Raw genomic sequence first — 25,505 nt, 5'->3', positions numbered from 1 at the left:
CAGATGCGAGTAAATACTCCTCGTTTCGGTGGGGGGTCACCCCGATCCAGTATCCAGTTTGCATGTCAAACGGTATCGAAAGACACCTACCACTTAACCGTGTCCGCTACTTATTCCACCTGTGAGTGAAGAAAGTGGGCGTCGGAACCTCCGAATGCCAAACGAGGACGAGATGTTCGCGGTCGTCACCCAACACAACGGTGGCAACCACGTACAGCTCCGATGTAACGACGGAAAAGAGCGAATGGGCCGGATTCCCGGTCGAATGAAATACCGAACCTGGATCGAAGAGGGCGACGTCGTCCTCATCGAACCGTGGGACTGGCAGGACGAGAAGGCCAACATCGAATGGCGATACACCAGCCAGGACGCGGACCAACTCCGCCGCGAAGGCCACATCCAGTGATCCCTTCGGTGAACTGAAACGGACTTCTAACCGTCGATTCAGCGTACGTGTAGATTTTTCCAGCGGTCTCCGCTCGCACCGAGCGGTGCGACTTGAAACGCGACCGACCGAGGCGTTCGACAGTTGCTACCGTCACCCGATGACGTCACGGCTTTAACGCTTCGGTACATTTGTGGGCATAATGAGCAAGATTCGACCCGACGAACTGGACGACAGACTCGACGCCGATGACGCGCCGTACGTTCTCGATATTCGGCCGAGAAAAGCGTTTCAGTCGGAGCATATCGACGGAAGTCGTAACATCCCTGTGTACGACGATTTACGCGGGGGAGACGAGGACGCACTCCGCAGCCGTCTTGATAAAATCCCACAAGACAACCCCGTCGTCACGGTCTGCAAGATGGGCGTCGTCGCAAAACGGGCGACCGGTATTCTCGACGAGGAGGGATACGAAGTCAGTACGCTCGCGGGGGGCATGAGCGGTTGGCGCGGCTATCGAGCCGGGTCGCTCGGCTACCGGGTTCGGTCGGTACTCTGGCGACTGTTCTAACCGTCGCTCTCGGATACTACTGCGCTAAAAAAATCGATATATACCTTGTCGCACGTGGCGACAGTGTAAAATCGTTATTTACTGGCGAACGACGTTCTTCGCTCGCGGGCCCTTGGGGGCCTGTTCGATGTCGAACTCGATCTCGGTACCTTCCGTAAGGTCCTCGCCGCCAACGTCTTCCATGTGGAAGAAAACGTCCTCGTCCGCGTCGTCCGTCTCTATGAAACCGTAGCCGCCTGTGTCGTTGAAGAAATCAACTTTACCGTTTGCCATTACAACTATACACAATTGGGGTACACGGTTAAGGGTTCTGCATTCGTTCTCTAAAACGAGTGATTTTTAGACACATATTCGTTTTAGGAACCTCATTGTGGCCATCTAGACACATATATGCGGTTATTCGGGTCTTTGATTCCGATTCGACACAACGAGCGGGGACTTCCGTAATATCCTCAGTTACCATATTCAGACGTTTCACGAAATCGCCGCCCCGTGATCACCGTCGGCGAATCACGAGGAGCGCGGCGAGGACGAGAGCACCAACCGCGAGGAGCGACCAGCTTTTGGGACGACGGTCCCGGTTCGTTTTCGACGAGTCGCCGAGCGCCGTCGTGTGGGTCGTCCCGACCATCCCCGTCGTCCGTGACGAAGTCGAAGCGGTCGATGACTCGGTCGTGGCGACGTCCCCGCTCGTTTCCGTCGTTTCGGAAACGCCCGAGAGGACGAGGGTTCCGGCCGACGTTCCATCGACCGCGAGGGCGTAGGTCCCGGGCTGATCGAGCGTGATATCGAACGATATCGCCTTCGTTTCCCCGACGGGGACGGTGATCGTTCGAGTGGCGACGTTCGTCCCGTTGGCCGTCACCGAGACAGTCTCGTCCGCCATCCAGTTACCGCGGTTCGTGACGGTTGCGGAGACCGTGACGGAATCCCCGACGGTTCCGGACGGACCCGACAGACTCGCACCCGAGACGGAGAGGAGGTCCTCGTTTCGAAGACCGACGGCGTACGTGGACAGGCCCGGAGAGTCGGCACGCAGGACGTACGAATCCCCGTCCCGTCGAACCACGCTCGTTTCGAGGGCGTTCCACCGTCCGTCGTGGTAGCGGTAGACTACCGCTTCGTCGGGGTCGATGGCGGTCGATTCGAAGCGGCGTGCATCGGCCCGGAACGTGAACTGGACGCCATCGATCTCCGAATCGGGGATCGAGTGATCGATTCGAGCGAGTCCAACGGTACGTCCGTTGAAATCGGGTGATTCGGTGGACAGGTTCTCCGAGGTGTTCACGCGCAAGTCGTAATTCGCCCGCCGCTCGACGGTGAGGTTCAACTGGCTGACGTTGAGTCCACCCGTACCGGTCTCGTTTTCGAACGTCACGCCGACGTTCCGATACGCGTCGGCGTTTTCGACGGAGACGTTCGTGGTCTCCCCGTTACCCGGTGTGACCGTGACCGAGAGCGGGTCGTCGTGCGTGTCGTCGGCCGTGTCATCGTTCGACCCGCCAGTGCCCTCATCACCGACCGTCCCGTTTCCACCGGTTCCGTCTCCGGTATCTCCGCCACTGCTCCCACCGCCGGTCCCGCTCCCACCGGTGTTTCCGCCGCCGGTTCCACCACCGGATTGTGACGTATCGACGGTGACGCTGGCCGTTTTACCCGGGACGGTGTGGATACCCGTTCCATCCGTTATCCCATCCAGCGTCGCGGTGTAGGTGCCATCGACGCTCCCGTTGTAGGTCGCCGTGTAGGTCGTTCCGTTTTCGGTGAAGTTCGCCCGCGTCAACGTCGCGTTCGCCGCGCCGGAGAGCGAGACGTCGATCGCCGAAAGCGGTTCCGATCCGTCGAAGCTGATGACGACACGTCTTCCGGTCGGATTGGTGGCGACGAAGTTCGAGGCGGTCGGCGCGCTGGTCTGTAGCGTCACGTTGTCCGTCCGACCCGATGACCCCGTGTTGTTCGCGGTGTCGGCGAACCCGACCACAGTCACGTCGTACTCGCCGTTCGGGGCGTCCGGGTACGTCGCGGTGTACGTCGTCCCGTTTCGAACGAAGTCGTCGAAGGTGAGCGTCGCGTTCTCCGGCCCGGAGAGGTCCGTTTCGAGCGCGGAGAGCGGTTCCGAACTCACGACTCGGACCCGTATCTCGTCACCGGTCGGGTTCGAGGCAGTGAGGTTCGAGATGGTCGGCGACAGGGCGTCCACGGTCACGCTACCCGATTGGCCGTTCGCGCCATCGTTACCCGCATCGTCCGTCGCCTCGGTCAACGTCGCGGTGTACGTACCATCGACGCTCCCGGTGTACGTGACGACGTAGGATCCGCTCGCGTTCGACGGACCGGTTCGACGTAACGTCGCGGTTTCGGCGCCGGAGATGGCGATACCGACGGCGGCGAGCGGTTCTGAACTGTCGAAGCGCAGTTGCACCTCCTGCTGGGTCGGATTCGAGACGGTGACGTTCGAGATGGTCGGCGGCGTCGTGTCGATGCTGACCGCGTCCGTCTCCCCGGATGCGCCGTCGTTGCCCGCGTCGTCGGCCGCGGAGTCGAGCGTCGCGGTGTACGTACCGTCCACGCTTCCGTCGTAGGTCGCCGTGTAGGTCGTTCCACTCACGGTGAAATCGGTTCGGGTCAGCGTCGCGTTCTCGGCACCCGAGAGCGTGACATCGATGTCCGAAAGCGATTCGTCGCTATCGAGTTCGACCGTCACGTTCCGCCCCGACGGGTTCGTCACCGTGAAGTTCGAGATCGACGGGTCAGTCGTATCGACCTCGACGCTTTCCGACTGGCCGCTCGCGCCGTCGTTGTCCACGGCGTCGGTCGCCTCGGTCAGGGTCGCCGTGTAGTTGCCGTCGGAACTCCCGGCGTACGTGGTCGCGTAGGTGTACGTTCCGTCGCCGTTGTCCGTCTCGGTGAAATCGCTCATCGTGAGCGTTCCCGACTCGGTACCGGAGACCTCCGCGGTAATCGCCCCAAGTCGTTCGTCGGTATCGAACGAGACGACGACGTCTTGCCCGGTTGGATTACTCACGCTGTAGTTTTCGACCGTCGGTGCCGTCGAGTCGATGGTGAACGTCCCGGCGCTCGTGTCGGTGCCGACGTTCCCGCTGGTATCGGTCCCGTTGACGCGAACGAGGACGGACTCGGAGTCGATGACGGGAACCGTCCAGTCGTAGGTTCCGTCGTTCGTCGCCGCCGTGATGGTCGCCCAACTCGCACCGCCGTCCGCGGAGTAGTCGATCGAAACGGTGTCCACGCTCACGGAGTCCGTCGCGGTCCACTCGACAGTCGCCGTCTCGCCGTCGTGGAACTGTTCCCCACCGTCGGGCGTCGAAACGGTTACCGACGGCGGCGTGTCGTCGACGAGTACCGTCTCCGTTTCCCCGGTCGCACCGTCGCTCCGTCCGTCGTCGGCCGTGTTCAACCGGAACGTGTAGTTTCCGTCAGTACCCCCGGTGTACGTCGCCGTGTAGTTGTACCCGCCGTCGCCGTCAGGCGTCGCGGAGAAATCGGCCGTGGTCAACGTCGAACTTTCCGCACCGCTGATGCCGACCGCCACGGTATCGAGTTCGTCGGTCGAATCGAACGACGCGGTCACGTTCATCCCGTCGGTGTTCGTCGCCGTGAAACCGCTGACCGACGGCGGGACGTCGACGTCGAACTCGAACCCGTTCGAGCGTTCGTTTCCGACCGCATCGTCCGCGGTGACGGTAACGGTGACCGTACCGTTCGGAAGGGTCGGGACGCCCGACTTCGTCGGGTCGACGGTGAGCGTGTCGCCATCGAACGAGACGCCGTCGGTGCCGGTTCCGCCGCTGAAGAACTGGCCGCTCGTGTTGTCGAGCGTGACTTGGAGGCTCGACCCGTCAACGCCGGTCGTCGCGTCGTCGATATCGACGCGAATCGTCGTCGAATCGTCCGTCACGTCCCGGTCGGCGCGGGGTTGCTGAACGCCGGGGGTCGTCGTATCGACGCCGAACGAGAACTCGGTCGTGTTCCGGTTGTCGTCCGTATCGTTCGCCGCGACGGTGACGTTCACGTCGCCGTCGGCCAGCGTGATTCCCGCCGCCGAAGGGTCGACGGTGAGCGTGCTCCCGTCGAACGAAACCCCGCTGTGGGCCGTTCCGACCGCGTTCAGTTCGGTTCCGGACGAATCAGTGACCGTGACGCGAATCGAACTCCCGTTCACGCTCCCGGTCGCATCCGCGACGTCGATACGCACCGTGGATTCGTTGTCGGTGACCGTCGTGTCGCTGGGAACGGGATCGCTGAACGTCGGCGGCGTCGTGTCCACCGTCACCGCGTCGGATTGCCCGCTTGCGCCGTCGTTGCCCGCATCGTCGCGGGCCTCGGTCAACGTCGCGGTGTAGGTGCCGTCACCGCCCGCGTACGTCGTCGTGTACTCGTACGGCCCGCTCCCCGACTCGGTAAACGAGGTGAGCGTCGTCGTTCCGCTCGGGGTCGAAAGGGTGACGGAAGCGGCGTCGAGTCGTTCGCTGCCGTTGAACGATAGCTCGACCGTTCCGCCGCCGGTACGTCGCACGTCGAATCCGGTGATGGAGGGAGACACCGTATCGACCGAAAACGCGTGTTTCGTCGCCGCCAGTTCGTTTCCGACGGCGTCGGTCGCGTTCTCGACCGTGACGTTCCCGGTCGTCGTCTCGTTGTCGTCCGCGATGGTGACGGTCCCCGTCCATATCGTGTCGCTATCGTAACTCCCGACGACGACGTACGTCCGGTTCAGACCCGCCACCCGAACGGACGGGTCGACGCTCCGATTCATCGACTCGTCGAACGTGACGGTCACCGTCCGTGACGTCCCGGCATCGGTGTCGTTGATTTCGCCGTCGCCGATTTCGACGTTCGTCGCTGTCGGCCGCGTCGTGTCCTTCGTCACCGTCGTCCCCGCCGTGTACCCCTCGCTGTTCGGATAGCCGCCATCCAACGCGAGCGCGGTGACGGTGATGGTTCCCGTATCGTCCAGCGTCGAAACGTCGATACCGGGGACGGTAACCGAATCCGTACCGTTCGTGACGCTCCGATTCTCGACGACCGAGTTCGTCCCGTCCGAAACCTTCACGCTCACCGTATCGGCTTCCGAGTCGGAGACGAGGTTCACGGTGACGTCGTAGTCATCCTGATTCTTTCGCGTGATGTTCGCCGCGTCGGTGGAATCGGGTTTGGCCGGTCCCGTCGTATCGACCTGAAACGTGTTCGAACTGTCGGCGGCCATCACGTTCCCCACGCCGTCGGTCGCACCGGAGATGTCGATGGCTCCGGTCGCCTGCTCGTTGTCGTCCGCGATGGTGACGGTCCCGGTCCACGTCGTATCGTCGTCGAAACTCCCGTTGACGGCGTACGTCCGATTCAGATTCACGACCCGAACCGTCGGGCTTGCGCTCGTATCGATGCTCTCGTTGAACTCGACGGTCACCGTCTGTTGGGTCCCGGCGTCGTAGGTACCGATGGGTGCGTTCGAGATGCTCGCATCGGTGACGCCTGGGAGACTCGTATCCTTCGTCACCTCGACTCCTGACGCGCTGTTCGAATTCCCGCCGTAGTCGGTCATCGTCGCGTCGATGGACACCGATCCGTCGGCGATACCGGAGGTATCGATACCGGTGAACGTGACCGTTTCACCGGTCGAGTCGCCATCCGACTCGGCCGTGACCGTGGTGCTTCTGGTCACATTACCGGCTAGCGATAGCTGTACAGTTCCGGCTTCGTGGTCGTCGGGCAGGGTGACCGAAACGTCGTACGACCCTCGATTGCTCGCGTTGATGTCCGGTGCGGAGATTCCCGTCGGTGCCCCCGGTTGCACCGTATCTTCCAGCGATTTAGCCGTCGTGTCCGCGGCGTTCCCGTACCGGTCGTAGACGTGCCCCGATTTCGCCGCGATGGTGTCGTTTTCGAGGTCACCCGCCGAGACGGAGGCGTCGAAGGTCACCGTCGCCGTGTCCGTGCCCGTCGTGTGGCTCACGGAGCCAATATTCGTCGCGCCGCCTCCGTCGGCGTTGGTGAACACGAAATCGTCGGCGCTGAGTGCATTTCCGTCGCCGTCCACGACACTCTCGTTGAACGTGACGGTGGCAGTGTCGTCGCCGACTTCCGCCTCGACGTGTTGCAGTCCCGGCGGAACGGTATCGACGGTAACGTTGTCGGACAGTTCCGATGTCGATTGGTTGTTCGCGGCGTCGTTTCCGATGTCGTCTTTCGCCGTGGTGATTTCCGCCGTGTAGTCACCGTCGTGGGTGACTGCGACGGAGGTGTTGTACGTGTAGGTCCCGTTGTCGTTGGTCTCGGTGAAGTTACTGCCGTCGAGGATTCTCGACTCGGGTCCGGAGATGCTGATAGTCGATGTGTTCACCTGCTCGTTCGTGGTGAAGGAAAAATCGAGCGTTTGGTTGGTCGGGTTCGTGAAATTCACGTCCGAAACCCACGGTGGACTCCCGTCGATGTGAATCTGTGTCGAGGAACCGTTCGTCAGACTGTCACCGGTATCGAGTAGTCCGTCGTCGAGGGATTTATCGTCGACAGCATACACGTCGTACGTCCCGTCCAAGCCGGTGGTCTTCGTGGCGGGGAAGTAGTCGTTGAAGTTGCTATCGCTGGTGGAAACGGAGACGTTCATGTACCCGTCGGACGCGTTGTAGAAACCGTCTCCGTTCTTGTCAAGAACGACGTAGACGTAGTGGTCACCGGAGAAACCGTATGTGTAATAGCCGAACGAATCCCCCGGCGCAATCGTCTCGTCCTCCCCATTGATGCCGATGCCGATATTGTTTGCACCGCTCACCGATGGTGGCGTGATTCCGACGACGACCATCAGCGCGATTACTACCAGAAGGGCCGCACGGATACGGCCGTGATTTCGTGACATAGTTATTGGATGGGGAGACGGTTGTCTACAGTTATCAAAATCGATACTATCGATTCGTTCGTGCGCTAGAGTCAGTACCGATACAAATCTCTTTGGATGTTCAGTTGTCCGAATATTCTAGTTAAGTATAAAAAATTAGATATCAATCTAGAGCAGTTGTTTTCCTTATGAGATTCGCCGATCCACATCGTTCAACAGCGCGAACTCCACGCCCTGCTTCGCGCGCACGGACTCCACGAACGCCTCCAGATAGCGAAGTCGGGGCGGTTGCCCAGTCACCTGCGGGTGCATCGTCAGCGTGAACACGCCGTCCTCGACGTTCTCGTACATCCAATCGAACTGCTCGTACCAGCCGTCGAAGACGGCTTCCTCGTCGGCCCGCGGCCTGCCGCTTCGTCCGGGCGTGAACTGCAACGAGGGCCAGTCGTCCCGGTGCCACGACACCGGAAACTCCAGCAAGTCGGTCTCCTCGCCCGCCACGTACGGTTCATCGGGGTCGGCAGTCGGCAGTTCGCGCACACGATACGGTTCGAAGTCGTGACCCATCAGACTGGAGTCCCACTCGAAATCCAACTCCTGCAGGATATCGAGCGTGTGCGCCGAGAAGTCCCACGACGGTGATCGATACCCGGTCGGTTTCTCGCCCGTCAGGTCCCGAATCGTTTCGATGCCGCGCTCGAAGTCGGCGCGCTCGGCCTCCCTGCCCGCGAACTTTGCGGGCGGCGTGTGGTGCCAGCCGTGATGCTGGACGTCGTGACCGCAGTCGTGTACCTCGCCGCAGATTTCGGGGAAGCTCTCGATGGTGTGCCCCGGCGTGAACCACGTCGCGGGCACGTCCATTCGGTCCAGCAGGTCGAGGATTCGGGGCGCGGCGACCTCCGGACCGTAGCGACCACGCGAGAGTTTCACCGGGCTATCGGTCGCACCGTGGCCGTGAATCCATCCCGAAACTGCGTCGAAGTCGAAGCACAAACAGACGGTTGCGTTGGGCATTGGGTACCCCGTCTCGTGGTGGGAGGTTAAGGGTTGGTCGGATTGGTCGGGTTAGTCGGACTTGTTGAGTTGGTCGGATTGGTTGGTGAATCGTCGGGACTGGATCGATGGGAACGTCGACGGAGAGCGGTGATCGGATGATCGGTACCGGATGCGGTTTCTGGGTTCCACTACTGCCGCGAATCGTACTCCTGATAGATGACGTGACCGCACGCTTTGCAGTGCGACGCGTCCCGGTCGTGGTAGGCGAGACCGCACTGGGGGCACGTGACGTTGACTTTTCCCCTGTGTGTCCATTCCCGAACGATCTTTCCCGCCTGCCACGGGACGAGGATGATCGCAGTGAGTACTCCGGCTACCGTCACCCATCGGCCCATCCAGGTGGTCGGAATGATGTCGCCGAACCCGACGGTTGTGAGGGTTACGACCGTGTAGTAGAACGCGTCACCGAAGTTGTTCACGGCGGGGTTCGTCCGGTACTCGACGCTGAAGAACAGGCCCGCTGAGACGAAGAAGATGACCAGCACCGTCAACAGGAGTTTCATGGTTCGAAGGGTGCCGACCGACACGGTGCCGAAGAAGAACTCGTCGTCCTCCGTAAATCGGTAGAATCGAAGTACCCGGACGACTCGAATGGCCCGGAGGAACCCGATATTGACGAGGACGACCGAGGCGGGCAGGAACAACACCGCCAGCGTCGGGAGCACCGACAGCAGATCGACCATCGTGTACGGGTTCGTGAACTCCGCGAGGCGGTTCCGAGCGCCGTACAGCCTGAGCACGTATTCGACCACGAACACGAACGCGATGCCGACCTCCAGTCGCCACAGCCACGCCTCCGCCGTCGCCGAAAGGGAGTAGGTTTGTGCGACGAAGACGCCGACGAACAGCAGGTTCAATACCAGTAACCAGACGTCGATCGCCTTCCCGAGCGGCGTTCGGTGATCGACGAGATAAAACTGCACCCGATCACGAAAATCGGATGGTGCTCGTGGCGATTCGCGACTGCCCATACGATGCAATAAAGATCCGATGGTAAAGAATGGCACCGGCTATCTCGATTTCTGGAGGCAAGTGGAGTACGTCGCGTGTACCGGTTGTGCTGTCTCGTAGCAGGGAGGGATGATTCGTTGCGGATTGACAGGACGAATCGAGCATAGGTCGCTGACGCCTTTCTATCCCGTGGTGTCCCCGTTGTGGGACGAATTTGTGCCTGACTTCCGGGTCGTTTTCGCGTGATTTCGGCAAATCCCCATAAGGGAATCCGACAACGTCGAAATATGGACGACGACGATGAACCGGTCGGTCGGTTACTCACTCGTAGACAGGCCATCGCACTCGGTGGTGCCCCCGCGCTGGCGTTTCTCGCCGGCTGTTCGACGTCGAGCGATTCGAGCGGGAGTACGGAAACGAACGGTTCGTCCGGGACGGTGACCGCTACCCCGATGTCGACGACGGATTCGGACTACCCGGCGACGGGTACCATGACGAGCACCACCGTCACGACGGGCGACGGAACGACCGCGTGCGTCGCCATGACGGAACTGACCGAGGGACCGTACTACGTCGACGAGAACCTCCGTCGCTCCGACATCCGGTCGGACACAGGGACGGGCAATCAGCAGGATGGAATCCGTCTCGATCTCGACTTCACGGTGCACGACCTGTCGGATGACACCTGCGAACCGCTCGAAAATGCCATCGTCGACGTCTGGCACGCGAACGTCGACGGGGTGTACTCCGATGTCCAAGCGCAGGGAACCGTGGGCAAGGACTTCCTTCGCGGGATTCAGAGCACGGACGAGAACGGCGGAGCGTCGTTCACGACCATCTACCCCGGTTGGTATCCGGGTCGGGCGGTTCACATCCACTTCAAGATTCGCTCGTCCGAGGACGCGACCGACGCCTACGAGTTCACGTCGCAGTTGTTCTTCGACGACGACCTCACCGACACGGTGTACACGAAAGAGCCGTACTCGGAACGCGACGAGCGCGACACGCGCAACGCCGACGACAACATCTTCCAACAGGGGAACGCTTCACGACTCCTGCTCGACGTCACGAAGACCGATTCGGGATACTCCGGAACGCTCGACGTCGCACTGTACAAGGACGAGGAGGTGAACGAGGACGACTCGGCGTCCGGTTCACAGGGAGGGCGCACTCCGCCGAACGGTTCCGCTCCACCGAACGGGTCGGCCCCGCCCAACGGGTCGGCACCGCCGAACGGTTCCGCTCCACCGAACGGGACGGTGGCGAACGAGACGACCACGGACGGATAGTCGGCCCGGTCTACTGACGGACGAATACGGGTTCGCGGTCGGACGACACCGCGGAAAACAGTCGCGTCTCAGTCCTCGGACAGCCCGAAAAGCCGTTCCGCGTTGCGGTGTGTGATCTTTTCGAGGTCCGTAGGTGAGGCGTCCACGTTCTCGATGAACCGGCGACCCTGCTCGTTGGAGCTGTACGGGTAGTCCACGGCGAACATGACGTTGTCGGCTCCGACGGCCGCAAGCGCCGCCCTGAACGGTATTCGGCTGAACATCCCGCTCGTGGTGAGCCAGAAGTGTTCGCGGAAGTAGTGCGGGACGTCGTGTTCCAATTCGGTGGTCAGCGGACTGAGCCACTCGTCGATTCGGTCGAGCATGAACGGAATCATCTCGCCCATGTGGCCGAGAACGATTTTCAAGTCGGGAAGGCGGTCGAAAACGCCCGACGCGATCAACCGCAACGCGTGGAGTCCCGCCTCGGCGTGCCACCCCCAACTTGTGGTGGCGAGCGAGAAGTCGACCTCCGGGCCGAACCCCTCGTAGTATTGCTTTTCGACCGTCTCGGGCGGAAACCCGGGGTGGATGTAGAGCGGCACGTCGAGTTCCGCGGCCCGTTCGAGTACCGGCACGAACCGCGGATGGTCGAGGAACTGGCCATCGGTCGTCCCGTTGATCATCGCGCCGACGAACCCGTGCCCCGAGACGGTCCGTTCGAGTTCGTCGGCCGCTTTCTCGGGAGTTGCCATCGGCAACGTGGCGAACCCGGCGAATCGGTTGGGATGGGCGGCGACCGCGTCCGCGAGTTCATCGTTTGCCGCCTCGGCGAGCGTGGTCCACTCCTCCGTCGTCAACTCCACGCCGTGCAACTGCGTTTCCGAGATGACTTGCACGTCGATACCCCCGTCATCCATCGCCGCCACGCGCCCTTCGCCGAGATTCCCGAGTCGGTTCGTCAGCGACGTCTCCGATGTGTCCCCCTCTCCGGGGTCGTCGCCTGCCCCTTTCTCGGCGAAACCGCTTGCGACGAAGTGTTCTTCGACCGCGATGGTTCGCATCGCTCACCGTACAGTCGCCAAGGAATTAAACAGTGGCACACAACGCCCGAATCGGGAAGTGAAACGGCGCTCCTCGACGCTCGGCGACTGACCGGGTCCATGCTATTTCAGGATCAAAGTGGTAGGCCGTTGTATGGTCCCGGGTGAGTCCACGTCCAACGGGAGCTCTCATCGCTCTACGGACGTGAAGACTGTCGTACGATACTGGGGGCCAGCGATCGCCGTGAGTCTGACGACGTTCATCGTGGTCATCAATGCGTCCCTGATGAACGTGGCGATTCCCACGATGGTGGACGAGTTCGATACCTCGGTCACCGCGATTCAGGGAGCGGTTTCACTCTATTCACTGGTGATCGCTGCGCTGATTCTCCCGGCCGGGACGCTGCCGTCTCGGCACAGTAGCAGGCGTGTAATGGCGGTCGCACTGATCATCTATACCGGTGGGACGCTGGTGGCCGCGATTAGCTGGAACACGACGGTCCTCTATATCGGTTGGTCGCTCATCGAGGGGGCCGCGGCGGCGGTGTTACTTCCCTTGACCTTCACCGTCTTGACCGTCAGCTACGAGGACGATGACCGGGCGAAGGCGTTCGGACTGTTGGCTGGCGTGAATGGCGTTGCATCGACCCTTGGACCGATTATCGGTGGTGCCCTGACCACGTACGCGAGTTGGCGATGGGGGTTTTCCCTCCAACTCATCGGAATGGGGGTCATTCTCTTCTTCGTCCGGTACGTGAGTCCGAATCCACTGTCGGAAACGCCCAGTTCGCTCGATAAAGGCGGGACAGCGCTGTCCGTCGTCGGTGCGACGACGCTCGTCACCGGATTCCTTCTCAGCGGGAAGTACGGGTGGTTACTCGTGAGGCGACCGTTTTTCTCGCGACGTACAGTTCAACCCGCTCGGCACGTCGCCGACGATTTGGTTTCTCGGGGTCGGATTTCTCGCGTTCGCCGCGTTCGTTCAGTACGAACGCCGAATGGAACGTGCCGGGAAATCCCCGCTCGTTCCGCTGCACGTGCTGACGAACCGTTCCTTTTTGTCCGGAGTCGTCACGTACAATATTCGGTCGATAATCTCGGCTGGCTTCATGTTCATCTTCCCGGTCTATCTCCAGGCAGTACTCGGATACACCGCCTTCGAGACCGGGATAGCGTTGCTACCGTATTCCCTCGCATCGATCCTCTTCGCGACGGTGACGCCCGGATGGCGTAAGTTCGTCTCGCCGAAGACGCTCATCCAGGTCGGCATCGTGTCCATGGGCCTCGGACTGGTGCTGTTGTACGAGCAGACGGGTCCCGGTCAGACGGTCGGCAGGATGGTTATTCCGGTGGCGCTGTATGGGGCGGGAGTCGGACTCATACTGGCACAGATCACCAACATGACGATGTCGGCCGTCCCCGACGCGGACTCCGCCGAGGCGTCCGGAGTCCTGAACGTGAGCAGTTCGATAGGATTTTCGCTGGGGACGGCAGTCGTTGGCTCGTTTCTTCTCGGACGGTTCTACGGCAGCGTCGTCGACGGCGTCCTGCGGGCGCGTGGGGTAACACTCACGATGAAACAACGGTACGAGTTGGTGATCGCGCTCGAAGATGCGGCGGAGACAGCGACGGAAGCCACACAGCAACACTTCCTGAGTCAACTCACCCCTCCGCAACGACGATTGCTCCGCGGCATCTTCGAGGCCGCAATGTTCGACGCGCAACGGGCGGCGCTGCTCCTCCTCGTACTGTTCGTGTTACTCCTGCTCGTCGCATCGACGTTCCTGCCACGGCGGATACCGGGGGACGAAGATGGAGCGGACCATCCCGAATCACCAGAGGGTAAAACGCGTGAGGAACGAGAGAAATGAACGGTCGATACTCGTTCGGCCTCGGCACTCATAGGGTTCGTCATCACCGGCCGCCACGCCGGTTCGGAACGCCGTTCTCGTCATCGGCCATCCGCCGATAGGGACACCGGGGAAAAGAGCGTTTCCGTCGAACGATCTGTTCTCAAGCGACGGGAACTACGACCGGCGTACAAGACCGCGGGAGACGAACGTTCGACCATGCACGCGGACGAATCCGGATCGGAACACGCCGAGTCGGAACAGCGGACCGAGCGGGTCTGGATGGTCGAACGGACGTTCTCGGCGGACTCGCCGCACATCTTGGTGACCGTCTACGCGACGCCGGACGGGTCCCGATACCTGCAAAAGGAGCGGGCGTTCAACCGCTTCGGGTCGGGACCGGGGCCGGAGGTGACGGCCGCCATCACGGTCGAAGCGGAGCGCCTGACGCCCGTCACCGACGCCGAGACCCGTGAACGGTACGCGAACGAGGCGGAGCGCATGCGAGCGCGCCACGACCCGGACGACCCCGTGTAGAACGACATCGTGTAGCCGATGGGCCACTGATCCGATGAGCCACTGTGATCGGGGACTGCGGCGCGAAATCGTCCGGAGCGTTCGGCAGGAAGTTATTTTCTTCTTCCGTCCTCCCTTTCAACCATGGCAGACGTACTCCCCGACGAAGCCGAGACGCTCCTCTCGGAGGTGTCCGTGATGGCCCACCTCGCGACGTGTTCGGACGACCGACCGCACGTCGCACCCGTCTGGTACCACTACGAGGACGGGATCGTTTCGATCCTCACGAGCGGGCGCAAGCTAGCGAACATCCGAACGAACCCGCGCGTCGCGCTCTCGATCCAGAAGGACACCGCCGGGGATGCCGAGTGGAAGGTCACGATGCAAGGGACGGCCGCGGTGGTCGAGGACGAGGAGGAAGTGATGAAAGCCGCCGAACGGATCAATCCGCGATACGGCGCCGATACGGACGCCTACCCGGAGAACACGCTCGTGCGAATCGAGGTCGGGTCCGGGACGTTCACCCGCTACTGATTTTCGACTGCTCTACTCGACCCGTTCCCGTGCGGCGGCGACCACCAGCGTGAGCGTAATCGTCGCGTCGACGTACGCCGAGACGTTGCGCGCGGCCTTTTCGAGTTTGCCCTACGAGCGCTTCTCGTGGTCGGTCATGTTCACCCGTGTGCTAGCTTGTACGTCGCGGTTACTCGATGACCACGGTGCCGCCATCTTCGATGACGACGGTGTACCCGTGATAGTCGAATTCGAGTCGAGACCGCGCCGAAACGCCGGTTAGTAACGAATCGAGCGCGTCCGGGTCGAGCGTGTCGTACAACGGCGGTTCGAGGTCCCACGGTTGGATTTCTTCGACCGCTGCAACCGCTTCGATGACGGCCTCGGAGGGACGAGGCGGAGAATCTCCCCCGAGACGGGAACCGTACTGGCTGACGTTTTCCGGATTCGATGGTTCTTTCACATGGTTCCGTTAGTCGGTTACCGGTTGGTGGATTCGGGTTTAAACCTTCGAGGCTTTATGTTCTTATGAGGGCTGGTCCTCGTCGAGTTTGTAGAGCGTCGTATCGAGTAGCGAGTTCAATCCACGTCGATATCGAGTTGACAGTGCTTGTGGTGAGATGTCGAGGGTGCATGCGACTTCCGCCAACGTCGCTCGACGTGGCGTCTCGAAGAACCCCGCCTGATGTGTTGCAACTAGCGCTTCGTACTGGTCGGAGGTGAGGTCGTACTGTCGTTCCCGCATCTCCCGTACCGAATAGACACGAATGACCTCGAAGGGAATCTCGCGCGTCGTAAGGTCTTCGCGTAACTGGTTCGCGGCGGCGTGGTGAGTAAACCGAAACTGGAAATACCACCCATCCGATGACCCGCTCCCTCGGAGAAGCGTCATCTGCTCGTTCATGAAGATATCATGGAATCCCGGTCGCGTTCTGTTCCAGACCGCTCGGCAGAGTAGCGCTTCGCCGGTGTCGTCTAGAACGATGATCGATTCGAGTGACGGCGCCCCGAGTTCTATCTCGTCGATTTCGTCCGGGTTCACGTTCCGAATCCAGAAAAACGGAAGTAGTCTATCCTCACTGGGAACCAGTTGGTCGAGTTCGATACGTGCCTCCGGATACTGCTGAACGAGTTCCCCCAGTGGAAACGAATCGGTGGGGACTTCGATTTCGACGATAAAGCTCATTTGAGTGCTGTAGTAACGGCGTGCAACTGGTTCCGTCTTCTGGTTACAGTGAGAACTCGTAGCCCGTTGTCCTCTGAGAAACGGTGTTGCCGACTGCCACGAGGGCGCGCGTGGTGTGAGGTCGGGCACCAGCGGCGCTTCGATTAGCCGTAACCGAAGTTCGGCTATCGGGGCCGGTCGGCGACGGCCCGTGTCCAGCGAGACCGAAACGTGACCTCGATAGTTCCGGCGGTCCTCATGGGCCGTTGAAACCCGCAGGACACGTCCGTTTCCTCGCACTCCCCCCTTTTAATACCTCCTCTTTGGACGAAATCGTACGATACATCTCGAAAAATCAGTACCATCACCGAGGTAGTTGTAGACGAATGAGACAGTAGTTGCAGACGACACGGGACGTAGTTGTAGGTGACCGAATGAGTAGTTACAGATACGTCGCCGCGTCAATGAAGGATGTTACCAGCCAACAATGTTCGGCGGGCGATTCGGGCACCTCGCCTCGGGGTCGTCGCCGTCATCGACAATCGGATGCCACAAGGGTCATATTGGACCCCTGCATCCCAGGAGGTATGGATCGTTCACTCGTGCGGAGAATCCTCTTCGGATTTCTTCTGACCGTTCCTGTCTTCGCGCTCTTGTTCTGGTTCGTCGACATCGACCCCGTTCTCGCGGCGCTCGAACAGGCACGGCGAACGGTTCTCGGACTGGTGTTGTTGACGACGATTGGCTGGTTGTTCGCGTGGAGTCAATCGCTCCGAACCGTGCTCCGAACGTTGGACGTTTCGGTGTCCGTCCCGTGGTCGTTCTTCCTGTTCTCGGGCGCGACGTTCTCGAACAACGTGACGCCGTTCGGCCAAGCGGGCGGTGAGCCGATCACGGCCTACCTCATCTCACGGACGTCCGGGACCAGATACGAAACCGGGTTGGCGGCGATCGCCAGCGTCGATACCCTCAACTTCGTCCCCTCGTTCGTGTTCGCAACGGTCGGGATCAGCTACTACGCCATCGTACTGACGCTCTCGTCGCGTCTGAAGTTCGCGGCCGTCCTCCTCGGCGGAATCGGCGTCGTTCTCGTCGGCGGGGGGTACTATCTGTGGACTTCCAGAGCGACCGCCGAGCGACGGATTTCGGCCGGGGCCGCTAGCCTCCTCGACCGCGTCGCGGGTTACGTCCCCCGCTTTTCAGCCCCCAGTCAGGAGTCGATTCGGGAGCGAATCGCCCACTTCGTCGGCACTATCGAACAGGTCGCCGCGAGTCCGACACGACTCGCCATCGCGCTCGGGTTTTCCGGTGCCGGGTGGCTGTTTCAGGCGGGTGCGTTGTGGCTGGCGTTTTACGCGATCGGTACGAGCGTCTCCTTCTCCGTCGTGCTGTTCGCGATTCCCATTAGCGCCATTGCTGGCGTGACTCCGCTCCCCGGTGGTGCAGGGGGAATCGAAACGGTTCTCGTCGCGCTCCTCGCTTCAGCGACGAGCGTCGAGTCGGCGATCGTCGTCGCGGCGGTCGTCATTTTCCGCGGACTGATCTACTGGGTTCCAACCCTCATCGGGGGGAGCGTGCTCGCGGCGCTTACGGCAAAACGGGCCGCGTGACCGCAAGCAGCGAACGGCCGTCTCACGTATCGGCACCTTTCGAGAGGCGGGCGACGAGCGGAACCAGTACCCCGGTGACCCGGTCCGCATGCTGAATCAGCACGGTTCCGATGATGCTCATGAACAGCACGTAGCCGACGGTGAACGCGGGAAGCACGGACTGGAACGCGACACCGCCCACACCGCCCGCGAGCGTTGCGATAATCAGAGAAAACTCCCCTCTCGGAACCATCCCCAAGCCAACTCGAACCGAACGCGTCGGCGAGAGTCCGTAGGTTCGTCCCGAAACCACACCGCTGAGAATCTTGCCGAGGACTGAAAGTGCGATGGCGGCCAGCAACAGTCCGAGGACGTCCCGAAGGAGCGTGACGTCCGTCGTCAATCCGATGGACAGGAAGAACACCGCGGCGAAGAGGTCGCGTGCGGGAGAGACGACTCGCTCGATTCGTTCCACGTGTCCCGTCTGGCTGAACGCCGTTCCGACGAAGAACGCGGCGACGGCTTCGCTGACGCCGCTCACGAGGGCGAAGCCCGCGATGAGCACCGTCACCCCGAGTATCCGCAAGAGGAACTGTTCGTCCGACTCGGTCGAGAATAGCCGTTCGACGACTCCCGTCCCATACCACGCGACGGCCGTCAGTACGGCGAGAAAACCGAACGCAGTTCCGATGGAAACGATGGCGCTCGTGATACTCCCGCCGCCGAAGGCGACTGCGGACAGAACCGCGAGATAGATCGCGATCAGGATGTCCTCGAAGACGAGAGTCCCCAAAATTGGACCGCTTTCCGGGTTCGCGATCCAGCCGTTTTCGAGCAACGATTTCGTGATGACGGCGCTCGACGAGATGTAGATGATACCCGCGAGGAACAGCGTTTCGAGGGGCGACCAACCGAACAGGACGCCGAGCGCCAGTCCGAGACCGAAGTTGACGGCGAAATCCACGAAACCGATCTTCCCGATTTCAGTTCGTGCACCGAGCAACTGGTCGATGCTGAACTCCAATCCCAGGAAAAACAGGAGGAAGACGATACCGAGTTCCGAGAGCAGGTCGATGACTTCCCGATTCTGGACGAGTTGGAGGGAGATTCCTCCGAGAGAGGTCGGTTCGTGTGGTCCGATGAGAATGCCGACGACGATGTACGCCGGAATCACGGAGAGACTGATCCGATTGGCCACTGCGCCCGCGACGGCGATTGCCGTCAGCGCGATACCCACTTCGACGAGCAGTACATCGGCCATCAGTACCCCGTGTCGTCGGGTTCCATCGGCTGATCGGCAGCGACGAGGCCAGCGAGGGAGGCCTGTTCCTCCCGCGTTCCGATCGTAACCAGGATGTCGTCCGCTCGAATCGTCTCCTCCGGACCGGGGTTCGGGACCGTCTCTTTCCCCCGTTGAATCGCGATAATGGAGACGCCGGTTCGATTACGCAATCCCAGCGACTGAAGCGTTTTCCCGACCACGTCGGAATCCGCTGGCACGTCGACCCATTCGATGATGGCGTCCCCGAGCGGTACGGTTACGTCCTCCAATTCGACGGGTTGGAAGTAGGCCCCTTCGAGGATCGATCCGACCTGACGGGCCTGTTTCCCGGTGAGCGAAAACAGCCGTTCGCTGTCCGCGTCGTCGTCGGGGCGAAGATATATCTCACGTCTCCCGTCGTGGTGCAGGAGGATTACCAGCCGAGTTCCATCGGCGGTGTCCACCTCGTACTTCTTCCCGACGCCGGGAACGTCGGTTTCGTAGACCGTCATACGATGTGGGTATCCCGCGAAGGCAGATAAACCTCGGTTTTACCTCGAAGTGCCGTCGTACGACATCCGGCGATCATCGGAGACGAGATTGCCGCGTCGCCCGGCCGAACTATATCCATCGGTACCGAACCAACTAGCTCGGAGATGACCTTCGCGACGGCTTACCTCGAAATAGAAAAGGAGGACGCACACGAGCACATCATGGAGTCCGTCGAGGGTCTTCGCTCGAAGACGGTCGACGACTCGATAGAGTACCGGAACGCGAGCGGGATGCTCCTCGCAATCCTGTCGGAGACGGACGACGTGTCGGGGGCGAACACGAAGTTACGATACCAGATTTCGGTGATCGCCCCGTTTCTCGCTCACGGTCGAGTGAAGGCCGAAGAAATCAGAGCGGCGGTCGACGAGTACCGAGTCGAAGGATAGCCCTCACAGACCGGTCGGCGCGTCGATGAAGGTCGTCGTCAGCCCCCACTCCTCGGCGAGCGATTCGAGCGACTTCACGCCGAACGTTTCCGTCGCGTAATGGCCCGCGAGGAAGACGTTCAGCCCCGCTTCACGCGCTTCGTGGTAGACCTTTTGCTTCCCTTCCCCGGTGATCAGCGCGTCCGCGCCGACTTCGACGGCCTCGTCCAACCAGTCCACGCCGCTTCCGGTGACGATGGCGACGCGTGCGATCTCCTCGGGGCCGAAGTCGAACTGCTGGACGTCCCGCCCGCCCGTGTCGAGTTCGGACGAAAGCAGGTCGCCGATTTCCACCCGTGTTAAGTCGCCGTGTCCCTGCTGGCCGATGTGCTCCGGTCCCGTTCGTCCGAAGGGTTCGCGCGATTCGAGTCCCAACAGATCCGCAACCCCTGCCGCGTTGCCGAGTTCTGGATGCGAATCGAGCGGCAGATGGGAGACGTACAGCGCTACGTCGTTCTCGATGAGCGGCGCGATTCGTCGGTAGTCGCGTCCGGTCACGCGCTCGATGCCGCCCCACGAGAGTCCGTGGTGGACGACCAGCGCGTCGGCGTCCCGCTCCACCGCTTCCTCGATGGTCCGCTCGGCGGCATCGACGGCGAACGCGACGCGTTCGACGTCGACGGCTTCCGGATCGTTCGGCCCGACTTGCAACCCGTTCGCGCTTGCGTCGATGTCGGCGAAGTCGTCGGTTCGGAGTCGGTCGTCGTACCGTTCGGTGAGTTCGGCGAGGTTCATGCACGGGTATCGTGTCGGCGTCGGTTTGTAAGCCCCGGCTTGCACGTCCGATTCCAGTTTCGTTTCGCCGTCCGGACCGACCTTCCGTTTCACCTGCCATCACGGTTAAGCCAGCGGGAGAGCGATGTTCATTCCCCCGTCTCGGGGAAAGCGATACCGAGGTGAACGAATATGAGCAAGTTCCGTAAGGCCATGGCTACGTGGCGACGAATCCCACGACGATTCAGGCGACGTATCATGCGCAAAGTACGGCGCGCGCTCTAACCGCGCCTCATTCGCTTTTTGGGAAAAACGTTCGTCAGTCAAAACGCCCGTCAGTCTCCACGCTCCGCCGCCGAAAACACGAACTCCCGCAATAATTTTCCGCCGAGTGTCGCGGCTTGGCCGTCGTCCCGGTCGTTGACCTCGACGACGTCGAAACCGACGACGTCCGTCGTTTGCGCGACGTCGCGGACGACGTCGCGCATCTCCCGCGAAGACAGACCGAACGGTTCCATCGTCCCGGTGCCGGGTGCGAACGCGGGGTCGGCACCGTCGATGTCCACGCTGAGGTACGTGCTGTCGTCCCCGTCGAAATCCGGTTCCCAGTCGGCCGCCTCCTCGGGCGGGACGACGGTCACGTCCGATTTCGCAGCGCGCTCCCATTCGTCCTCGCTACCGGTTCGAGCGCCGATGATTACGGCTTCGTCGACGGTGTCGAGGACGCGGCGAGTGACGGTCGCGTGGCTGAGGGGATTGCCGTCGTACTCCTCACGCAAGTCGAGGTGGGCGTCGAGGCAGACGAACACGTTTGGCTCGGTGGCGCTGACACCCGCCCCCGTGATGGTGTGTTCGCCACCGAGAAGCAACGGGCACGCATCGTCCCAGACGACGTCGGTGACGACGCCTTCGAGGTACTCCAGATACTCCTCGGCATCGTCCCACGCGTAGACGTCGCCGTGGTCGTGAACGCCGAGTTCGGAAAAGAACTGCCCGGTTCGATGGTCGTAATCGTCGAAGGTTCGGGCGTACTTTCGGATTTCGTCGGGACCGAACCGTGTACCGGGCTGAAATGAGGTGGATACGTCGAGCGGCGCACCCACCACCACGAAGTCCGCTCGTCCGCGGTCAGTAGACGCGCCGGGAAACATTTAGCGTTCGATCTTGCGTTGTTCGTCCATCTCGAGGTATTCGATGGTGTCGTCGGGCGACAGTCCCATTCCCTCGGGCGTCTTGATGGTGATGGTCTCGTAGGTGTCGAGGTCCATGACCTGTGCGACAGTTTCGCTCTCGACGTTGACGACCTGTCCCTGTTTGCGGTTGATGATCGGGACCCAGATCTTCGCGTCGACTGGCTGGCTCATGCTTCGTTTCTTGTCGTCGAAGACGCCTTTGCCCTCGATACGGGCCTTCGCGCTGCCGTGTTTGCCCGGCTTTGCGGTGCTGTAGGACTTGATGACGCACGCTGCGTCGTCCATCATCAGATAGTTGCCTTCTTTAAGTTCGCGGACTTCCTTTTGCTCTTTCGCCATATCGCGGAATTGCGCTCCCTCCGGTATAAACCGTTTGGAAATGGCGCGCTGGCTCGGAAGGTTATAAGTACGAGAAACGCGCAGGAACCACGATTAGAACCCGGATGGGAAACGTTTTCCACGACGCTTTCGACCGTGGCTGACTCTCGTCAGTTTCACGAACGCCGTTTTCACGCCGTCCGTTACTTGGTCTTCACGACCGTCCTTCCGGACGATTTCTGCATCGCTTCGGTTTTCCGTCGGAGCGTTGACCTCGTTGTCGTTTGACCGACGACTTGGTGTTTGCTCCGCGTCTACGTCTTATCGACGTGGGCCATCCGGTGTGTTCCCGTGGTCCCAGCGACAATTGTACCTTGGTCATCTATCGTTATGAACTTTGTTCAGAAGTTCTGCCATGATGAATGTGAACAAATGACATGGAAGTGTTTTTGCCCTCTCACGCGTATCGCCATTCATGCCGGAACATCCGCTGAAACAGCGGTTCGTCCTCGATACGTCACTCTTCCTCTCGGAGGAAATCCGCGACGAAGACGAGGGGTTGGAAGACGCACTCGACCGTCTCCTCGACTCCATCGCCACCGCGAAACTCGTGCTCAACATCTCCTGTTACATGCCGCCGTCCGTCCACGACGAACTCACCACCATCCTCGAAGAGCGCGACGTGTCCGAAACGACCGTCTCGAAGCTCGAAACGTGGGTCATCAAGAAGAACCCCGCCCGCTTCGAGGTGATGATCCCCGCCGAACTCGTCTACCGGTTCATCGACGAGATGAGCGGACGCGTGGACAAAGGGCTCCGCGTCTCCGAAAACGCCGTCCGCGAGGCGTCCGAGGACGGTCACTCCAACGTCGGGTCCGTCATCTCCGACCTGCGTAGCCAGTACCGCTCGACCCTCCGTCGCGGCGTCTTGGACTCCCGCGAGGATTTCGACCTGCTCATCCTCGCCCGAGAACTCGATGCGGGCGTCGTCACCGAGGACACGGGCATCGTCAACTGGGCCGAGGATTTCGGCCTCCGATACCTTCGTGGCAGGGATTTCCCGCCGTTACTCGATTCGTATCTCGACGCCAGCGAACGGGTTTGAAAAGGGGAACAGTCGCCGTGTCCGGCGACATCGACACCCCATACGCCTTCGACAGTCGTTTATCCGGCCCACTGTTATGCCCGGCTATGCATCCGTCCGGAGCCGACACCGTCCTCGTCCGACACGGTGACGTGGGCGTGAAGAGTGGGAAAGTGCAGACCGAGATGGAAAAGCGGCTTCGGGACAACATCGCCGCGATACTCGAAGCGAGGGATATCGACGCCGAAGTCGAACGACAGTGGTCGCGCCTACTGGTCCACACGACCGAAGCCGACGTCGAGGAGGCGACGGCCGCCGCAGCGGACACCTTCGGCGTGCAGTCCGCCAGCCCCGCCGCGGTCGTTTCGCCGGAACAGGAGGTCATCGAGGAGACGCTGGCCGACGCGGCGCGCGAACAGTACGACGGCGGTACCTTCGCCGTCCGCGCCCGGCGGGCGACGAAGGACCACCCGTTCACCAGCACGGAACTCGAACGAGAGGGCGGCACGGCCGTCTGGAACGCCGTGGAGGACCCGGAAGTCGATCTGGACGACCCCGACATCACGTTCTTCGTCGAAGTGCGCGACTCGGACGCCTTCGTCTTCCTGGAAAAGCGCGACGGCCCCGGCGGCCTCCCGCTCGGCACCCAAACGAAACTCGTCTCGCTCGTCAGCGGCGGTATCGACTCCCCCGTGGCGACGTGGGAAGTGATGAAGCGCGGCAGTCCCATCGTCCCCATCTACCTCGATTTGGGGGATTACGGCGGCATCGATCACCAAGCGCGGGCCATCGAAACCGTCCGAAAGCTCGCCAGATACGCCCCCAACCAGGACATGCGCGTCCGGAAGGTTCCCGCAGGCGAAGCCATGAACCTCCTCGGCGAGGAGGTCGGCCCCGCCCGCATGCTCGTCTTCCGGCGGTTCATGTACCGCGTGGCCGAGCACATCGCCAACGAGGAGTCCGCCCACGGCATCGTCACCGGCGAAGCCATCGGGCAGAAGTCCAGCCAGACGGCCCGGAATCTGGGCGTCGTGAGCACCTCGACCAGCATGCCCGTCCACCGTCCGCTCCTGACGATGGACAAGAGCGACATCGTCGCCCGCGCCCGCCGCATCGACACCTTCACCGAATCCACGATTCCGGCGGGCTGTAACCGTCTCGCGCCCGATTACCCCGAAACCAACGCGACCCACGAAATCGTGGACAACGCGGAGCCTGACGGGTTGTACGAACTGGCGAAGGAAGCGACGGAGAACGTCGAAATCGTCGAGTTGTGAGTACCGCGTCAGTCGGAGTCGTCGCTCGACATCTCGGTCGCGGGGACACCAGCGACGGTTGCTCCCGGGGGGACGTCCCGCGTCACGAGCGAGTTGGCGGCGACCCGTGCGTTGTCGCCGATTTCGACGCCGGGAAGGATGGTGGCGTTCGCGCCGATCATGGCGCGCTCGCCGATGACGACTTCGCCGGTTCGATACTCGTCCTGCAAAAACTCGTGACAGAGGATGGTCGCGTCGTAGCCGATGATGGCGTGGTCCTCGACGGTGATGAGGTCCGGCCAGAACACGTCGGGCGTCGATTCCAACCCCCACGACACGCCACGACCGATCGTGACGCCGATTCCGCGTAGGAGCCAGTTTTTCAGTCGTAGGCTCGGGTTGATCCGCACGAGCCAGATGACGATGTACTGTATCGCAACCCGAAGTGGACTCCGGGCGTCCGCCCAGTACTGCAAGGAGTTCAGGCCACCGGGGGTTTCGTGGCGCGTGATTCGCTCGTGGCGCCGGGTCGTATCGTCGCTCACGCCCGCCGCTTTCGTCCGAAATAGCTTGAACCTACCTCTCCGCTGGTCTCCCGTTTCGCGCGCTACCAACTCTCAATTAGTTCGAAAAACGGTTCGAGGTCGGTGACGGCGGTGGTCGGTTCGACCATGCGGGTTTCGGGGTTGTACTCCACGATGCCCATCCCTTCGAGACGCGGGAGATGGGAGTGGACCAAACCGATTTCGATCCGCTCGGGATTGCCGCCGTTTTCCGACCCCGTCATCTCCGCGAGTTCCGAGACGGTCGTCGCCTCGTCGTATTCCAACAGCGCGGAGAGGACGTGTCGGCGCTGGCGATTTCCGAGGACATCGAAGATCTCGTCGCACGTGAGTTGCCGTTCCATACCGTTTTCATCAGGATGAACGGACTTGATTATAG

Annotated in this window: 23 protein-coding genes and 1 pseudogene; 10 read left to right on the top strand and 14 right to left on the bottom strand. The window is 61.4% G+C overall.

Going from position 1 to position 25,505, the window contains the following annotated elements:
• The first annotated feature begins 121 nt into the window (after positions 1–121).
• Positions 122–406: a translation initiation factor eIF-1A gene (gene eif1A, locus A4G99_RS08040; RefSeq protein WP_082837733.1), complete on the top strand. Its 285-nt coding sequence runs from the start codon at positions 122–124 to the stop codon at positions 404–406.
• 181 nt (positions 407–587) lie between these two features.
• Positions 588–956: a rhodanese-like domain-containing protein gene (locus A4G99_RS08035; protein ID WP_066141681.1), complete on the top strand. Its 369-nt coding sequence runs from the start codon at positions 588–590 to the stop codon at positions 954–956.
• A gap of 78 nt (positions 957–1,034) precedes the next feature.
• On the opposite strand, the gene A4G99_RS08030 is transcribed toward A4G99_RS08035, so the two are convergent.
• From A4G99_RS08030 to A4G99_RS08015, 4 genes are all read right to left on the bottom strand, one after another.
• Positions 1,035–1,229 carry a cold-shock protein gene (locus A4G99_RS08030; protein WP_007977946.1) on the bottom strand — a complete coding sequence of 65 codons (195 nt, stop codon included), beginning with the start codon at positions 1,227–1,229 and terminating at the stop codon, positions 1,035–1,037.
• Between the two features lie 223 nt (positions 1,230–1,452).
• Positions 1,453–7,830: a PGF-pre-PGF domain-containing protein gene (locus tag A4G99_RS08025; RefSeq protein WP_223301766.1), complete on the bottom strand. Its 6,378-nt coding sequence runs from the start codon at positions 7,828–7,830 to the stop codon at positions 1,453–1,455.
• Between the two features lie 165 nt (positions 7,831–7,995).
• Positions 7,996–8,823, bottom strand: a complete 828-nt coding sequence (locus tag A4G99_RS08020) for a polysaccharide deacetylase (RefSeq protein ID WP_066141675.1) — start codon at positions 8,821–8,823, stop codon at positions 7,996–7,998.
• A gap of 170 nt (positions 8,824–8,993) precedes the next feature.
• Positions 8,994–9,836, bottom strand: coding sequence for an ion transporter (locus A4G99_RS08015; RefSeq protein ID WP_066141672.1), 843 nt, complete (start codon positions 9,834–9,836; stop codon positions 8,994–8,996).
• A gap of 267 nt (positions 9,837–10,103) precedes the next feature.
• Between A4G99_RS08015 and A4G99_RS08010 the strand changes: the two genes are divergently transcribed.
• Positions 10,104–11,105, top strand: coding sequence for an intradiol ring-cleavage dioxygenase (locus A4G99_RS08010; RefSeq protein ID WP_223301765.1), 1,002 nt, complete (start codon positions 10,104–10,106; stop codon positions 11,103–11,105).
• 68 nt (positions 11,106–11,173) lie between these two features.
• On the opposite strand, the gene A4G99_RS08005 is transcribed toward A4G99_RS08010, so the two are convergent.
• Positions 11,174–12,148, bottom strand: coding sequence for an amidohydrolase family protein (locus A4G99_RS08005; protein WP_066141669.1), 975 nt, complete (start codon positions 12,146–12,148; stop codon positions 11,174–11,176).
• Between the two features lie 223 nt (positions 12,149–12,371).
• Here A4G99_RS08005 and A4G99_RS29810 point away from each other — a divergent pair.
• From A4G99_RS29810 to A4G99_RS07990, 3 genes and pseudogenes are all read left to right on the top strand, one after another.
• Positions 12,372–13,998, top strand: a pseudogene (locus A4G99_RS29810) (MFS transporter).
• 198 nt (positions 13,999–14,196) lie between these two features.
• Entirely contained in the window at positions 14,197–14,514 is a 318-nt protein-coding gene (locus A4G99_RS07995) for a hypothetical protein (protein WP_066141665.1), read from the top strand.
• A 123-nt stretch (positions 14,515–14,637) separates the two neighbouring features.
• A complete protein-coding gene (locus tag A4G99_RS07990; protein WP_066141662.1) occupies positions 14,638–15,027 on the top strand; it encodes a pyridoxamine 5'-phosphate oxidase family protein in 390 nt (129 codons plus the stop codon).
• A 169-nt stretch (positions 15,028–15,196) separates the two neighbouring features.
• Here the strand turns inward: A4G99_RS07990 and A4G99_RS07985 are convergent, their stop codons facing one another.
• Both A4G99_RS07985 and A4G99_RS07980 read right to left on the bottom strand, forming a co-directional pair.
• Positions 15,197–15,469 (bottom strand): HalOD1 output domain-containing protein, encoded by a 273-nt coding sequence (locus tag A4G99_RS07985; RefSeq protein ID WP_082837732.1) that lies wholly within the window; start codon positions 15,467–15,469, stop codon positions 15,197–15,199.
• A 63-nt stretch (positions 15,470–15,532) separates the two neighbouring features.
• Positions 15,533–16,192 carry a helix-turn-helix domain-containing protein gene (locus tag A4G99_RS07980; protein WP_066141661.1) on the bottom strand — a complete coding sequence of 220 codons (660 nt, stop codon included), beginning with the start codon at positions 16,190–16,192 and terminating at the stop codon, positions 15,533–15,535.
• A gap of 566 nt (positions 16,193–16,758) precedes the next feature.
• Between A4G99_RS07980 and A4G99_RS07975 the strand changes: the two genes are divergently transcribed.
• The gene (locus A4G99_RS07975) at positions 16,759–17,781 is read left to right on the top strand and encodes a lysylphosphatidylglycerol synthase transmembrane domain-containing protein (RefSeq protein ID WP_066141658.1); all 1,023 of its coding nucleotides are present in this window, start codon (positions 16,759–16,761) and stop codon (positions 17,779–17,781) included.
• A 22-nt stretch (positions 17,782–17,803) separates the two neighbouring features.
• On the opposite strand, the gene A4G99_RS07970 is transcribed toward A4G99_RS07975, so the two are convergent.
• Positions 17,804–19,021 carry a cation:proton antiporter gene (locus A4G99_RS07970; protein ID WP_066141653.1) on the bottom strand — a complete coding sequence of 406 codons (1,218 nt, stop codon included), beginning with the start codon at positions 19,019–19,021 and terminating at the stop codon, positions 17,804–17,806.
• Positions 19,021–19,533: a cation:proton antiporter regulatory subunit gene (locus A4G99_RS07965; protein ID WP_066141644.1), complete on the bottom strand. Its 513-nt coding sequence runs from the start codon at positions 19,531–19,533 to the stop codon at positions 19,021–19,023. Before A4G99_RS07965 ends, A4G99_RS07970 begins: the two co-directional genes overlap by 1 nt.
• 144 nt (positions 19,534–19,677) lie before the next feature.
• Between A4G99_RS07965 and A4G99_RS07960 the strand changes: the two genes are divergently transcribed.
• Complete coding sequence (locus A4G99_RS07960; protein WP_066141642.1) at positions 19,678–19,959, top strand: hypothetical protein; 282 nt, start codon at positions 19,678–19,680, stop codon at positions 19,957–19,959.
• Between the two features lie 3 nt (positions 19,960–19,962).
• Here A4G99_RS07960 and A4G99_RS07955 read toward each other — a convergent pair whose 3' ends face one another.
• The 3 genes from A4G99_RS07955 to A4G99_RS07945 form a co-directional block, all read right to left on the bottom strand.
• Complete coding sequence (locus A4G99_RS07955) at positions 19,963–20,733, bottom strand: Nif3-like dinuclear metal center hexameric protein (protein WP_066142443.1); 771 nt, start codon at positions 20,731–20,733, stop codon at positions 19,963–19,965.
• Positions 20,734–21,047: 314 nt separating this feature from the next.
• On the bottom strand, positions 21,048–21,863 hold the full coding sequence (speB, locus tag A4G99_RS07950) for an agmatinase (RefSeq protein WP_066141640.1): 816 nt from the start codon (positions 21,861–21,863) through the stop codon (positions 21,048–21,050).
• A complete protein-coding gene (locus A4G99_RS07945) occupies positions 21,864–22,244 on the bottom strand; it encodes a translation initiation factor IF-5A (protein WP_066141637.1) in 381 nt (126 codons plus the stop codon).
• A 454-nt stretch (positions 22,245–22,698) separates the two neighbouring features.
• Between A4G99_RS07945 and A4G99_RS07940 the strand changes: the two genes are divergently transcribed.
• Positions 22,699–23,328: an RNA ligase partner protein gene (locus A4G99_RS07940; protein WP_066141634.1), complete on the top strand. Its 630-nt coding sequence runs from the start codon at positions 22,699–22,701 to the stop codon at positions 23,326–23,328.
• Between the two features lie 86 nt (positions 23,329–23,414).
• The gene (thiI, locus tag A4G99_RS07935) at positions 23,415–24,584 is read left to right on the top strand and encodes a tRNA uracil 4-sulfurtransferase ThiI (RefSeq protein ID WP_066141631.1); all 1,170 of its coding nucleotides are present in this window, start codon (positions 23,415–23,417) and stop codon (positions 24,582–24,584) included.
• Positions 24,585–24,592: 8 nt separating this feature from the next.
• Here thiI and A4G99_RS07930 read toward each other — a convergent pair whose 3' ends face one another.
• Together A4G99_RS07930 and A4G99_RS07925 are read right to left on the bottom strand one after the other, a co-directional pair.
• Positions 24,593–25,108: a DapH/DapD/GlmU-related protein gene (locus A4G99_RS07930; RefSeq protein ID WP_066141628.1), complete on the bottom strand. Its 516-nt coding sequence runs from the start codon at positions 25,106–25,108 to the stop codon at positions 24,593–24,595.
• 62 nt (positions 25,109–25,170) lie between these two features.
• The gene (locus tag A4G99_RS07925) at positions 25,171–25,470 is read right to left on the bottom strand and encodes a winged helix-turn-helix domain-containing protein (protein WP_066141622.1); all 300 of its coding nucleotides are present in this window, start codon (positions 25,468–25,470) and stop codon (positions 25,171–25,173) included.
• Positions 25,471–25,505 lie beyond the last annotated feature (35 nt).

Origin of the sequence: Haladaptatus sp. R4 (assembly GCF_001625445.1) — an archaeon.
Taxonomy (GTDB): Archaea; Halobacteriota; Halobacteria; order Halobacteriales; family Haladaptataceae; genus Haladaptatus.
This window is presented reverse-complemented; position numbering and strand designations above follow the sequence as displayed.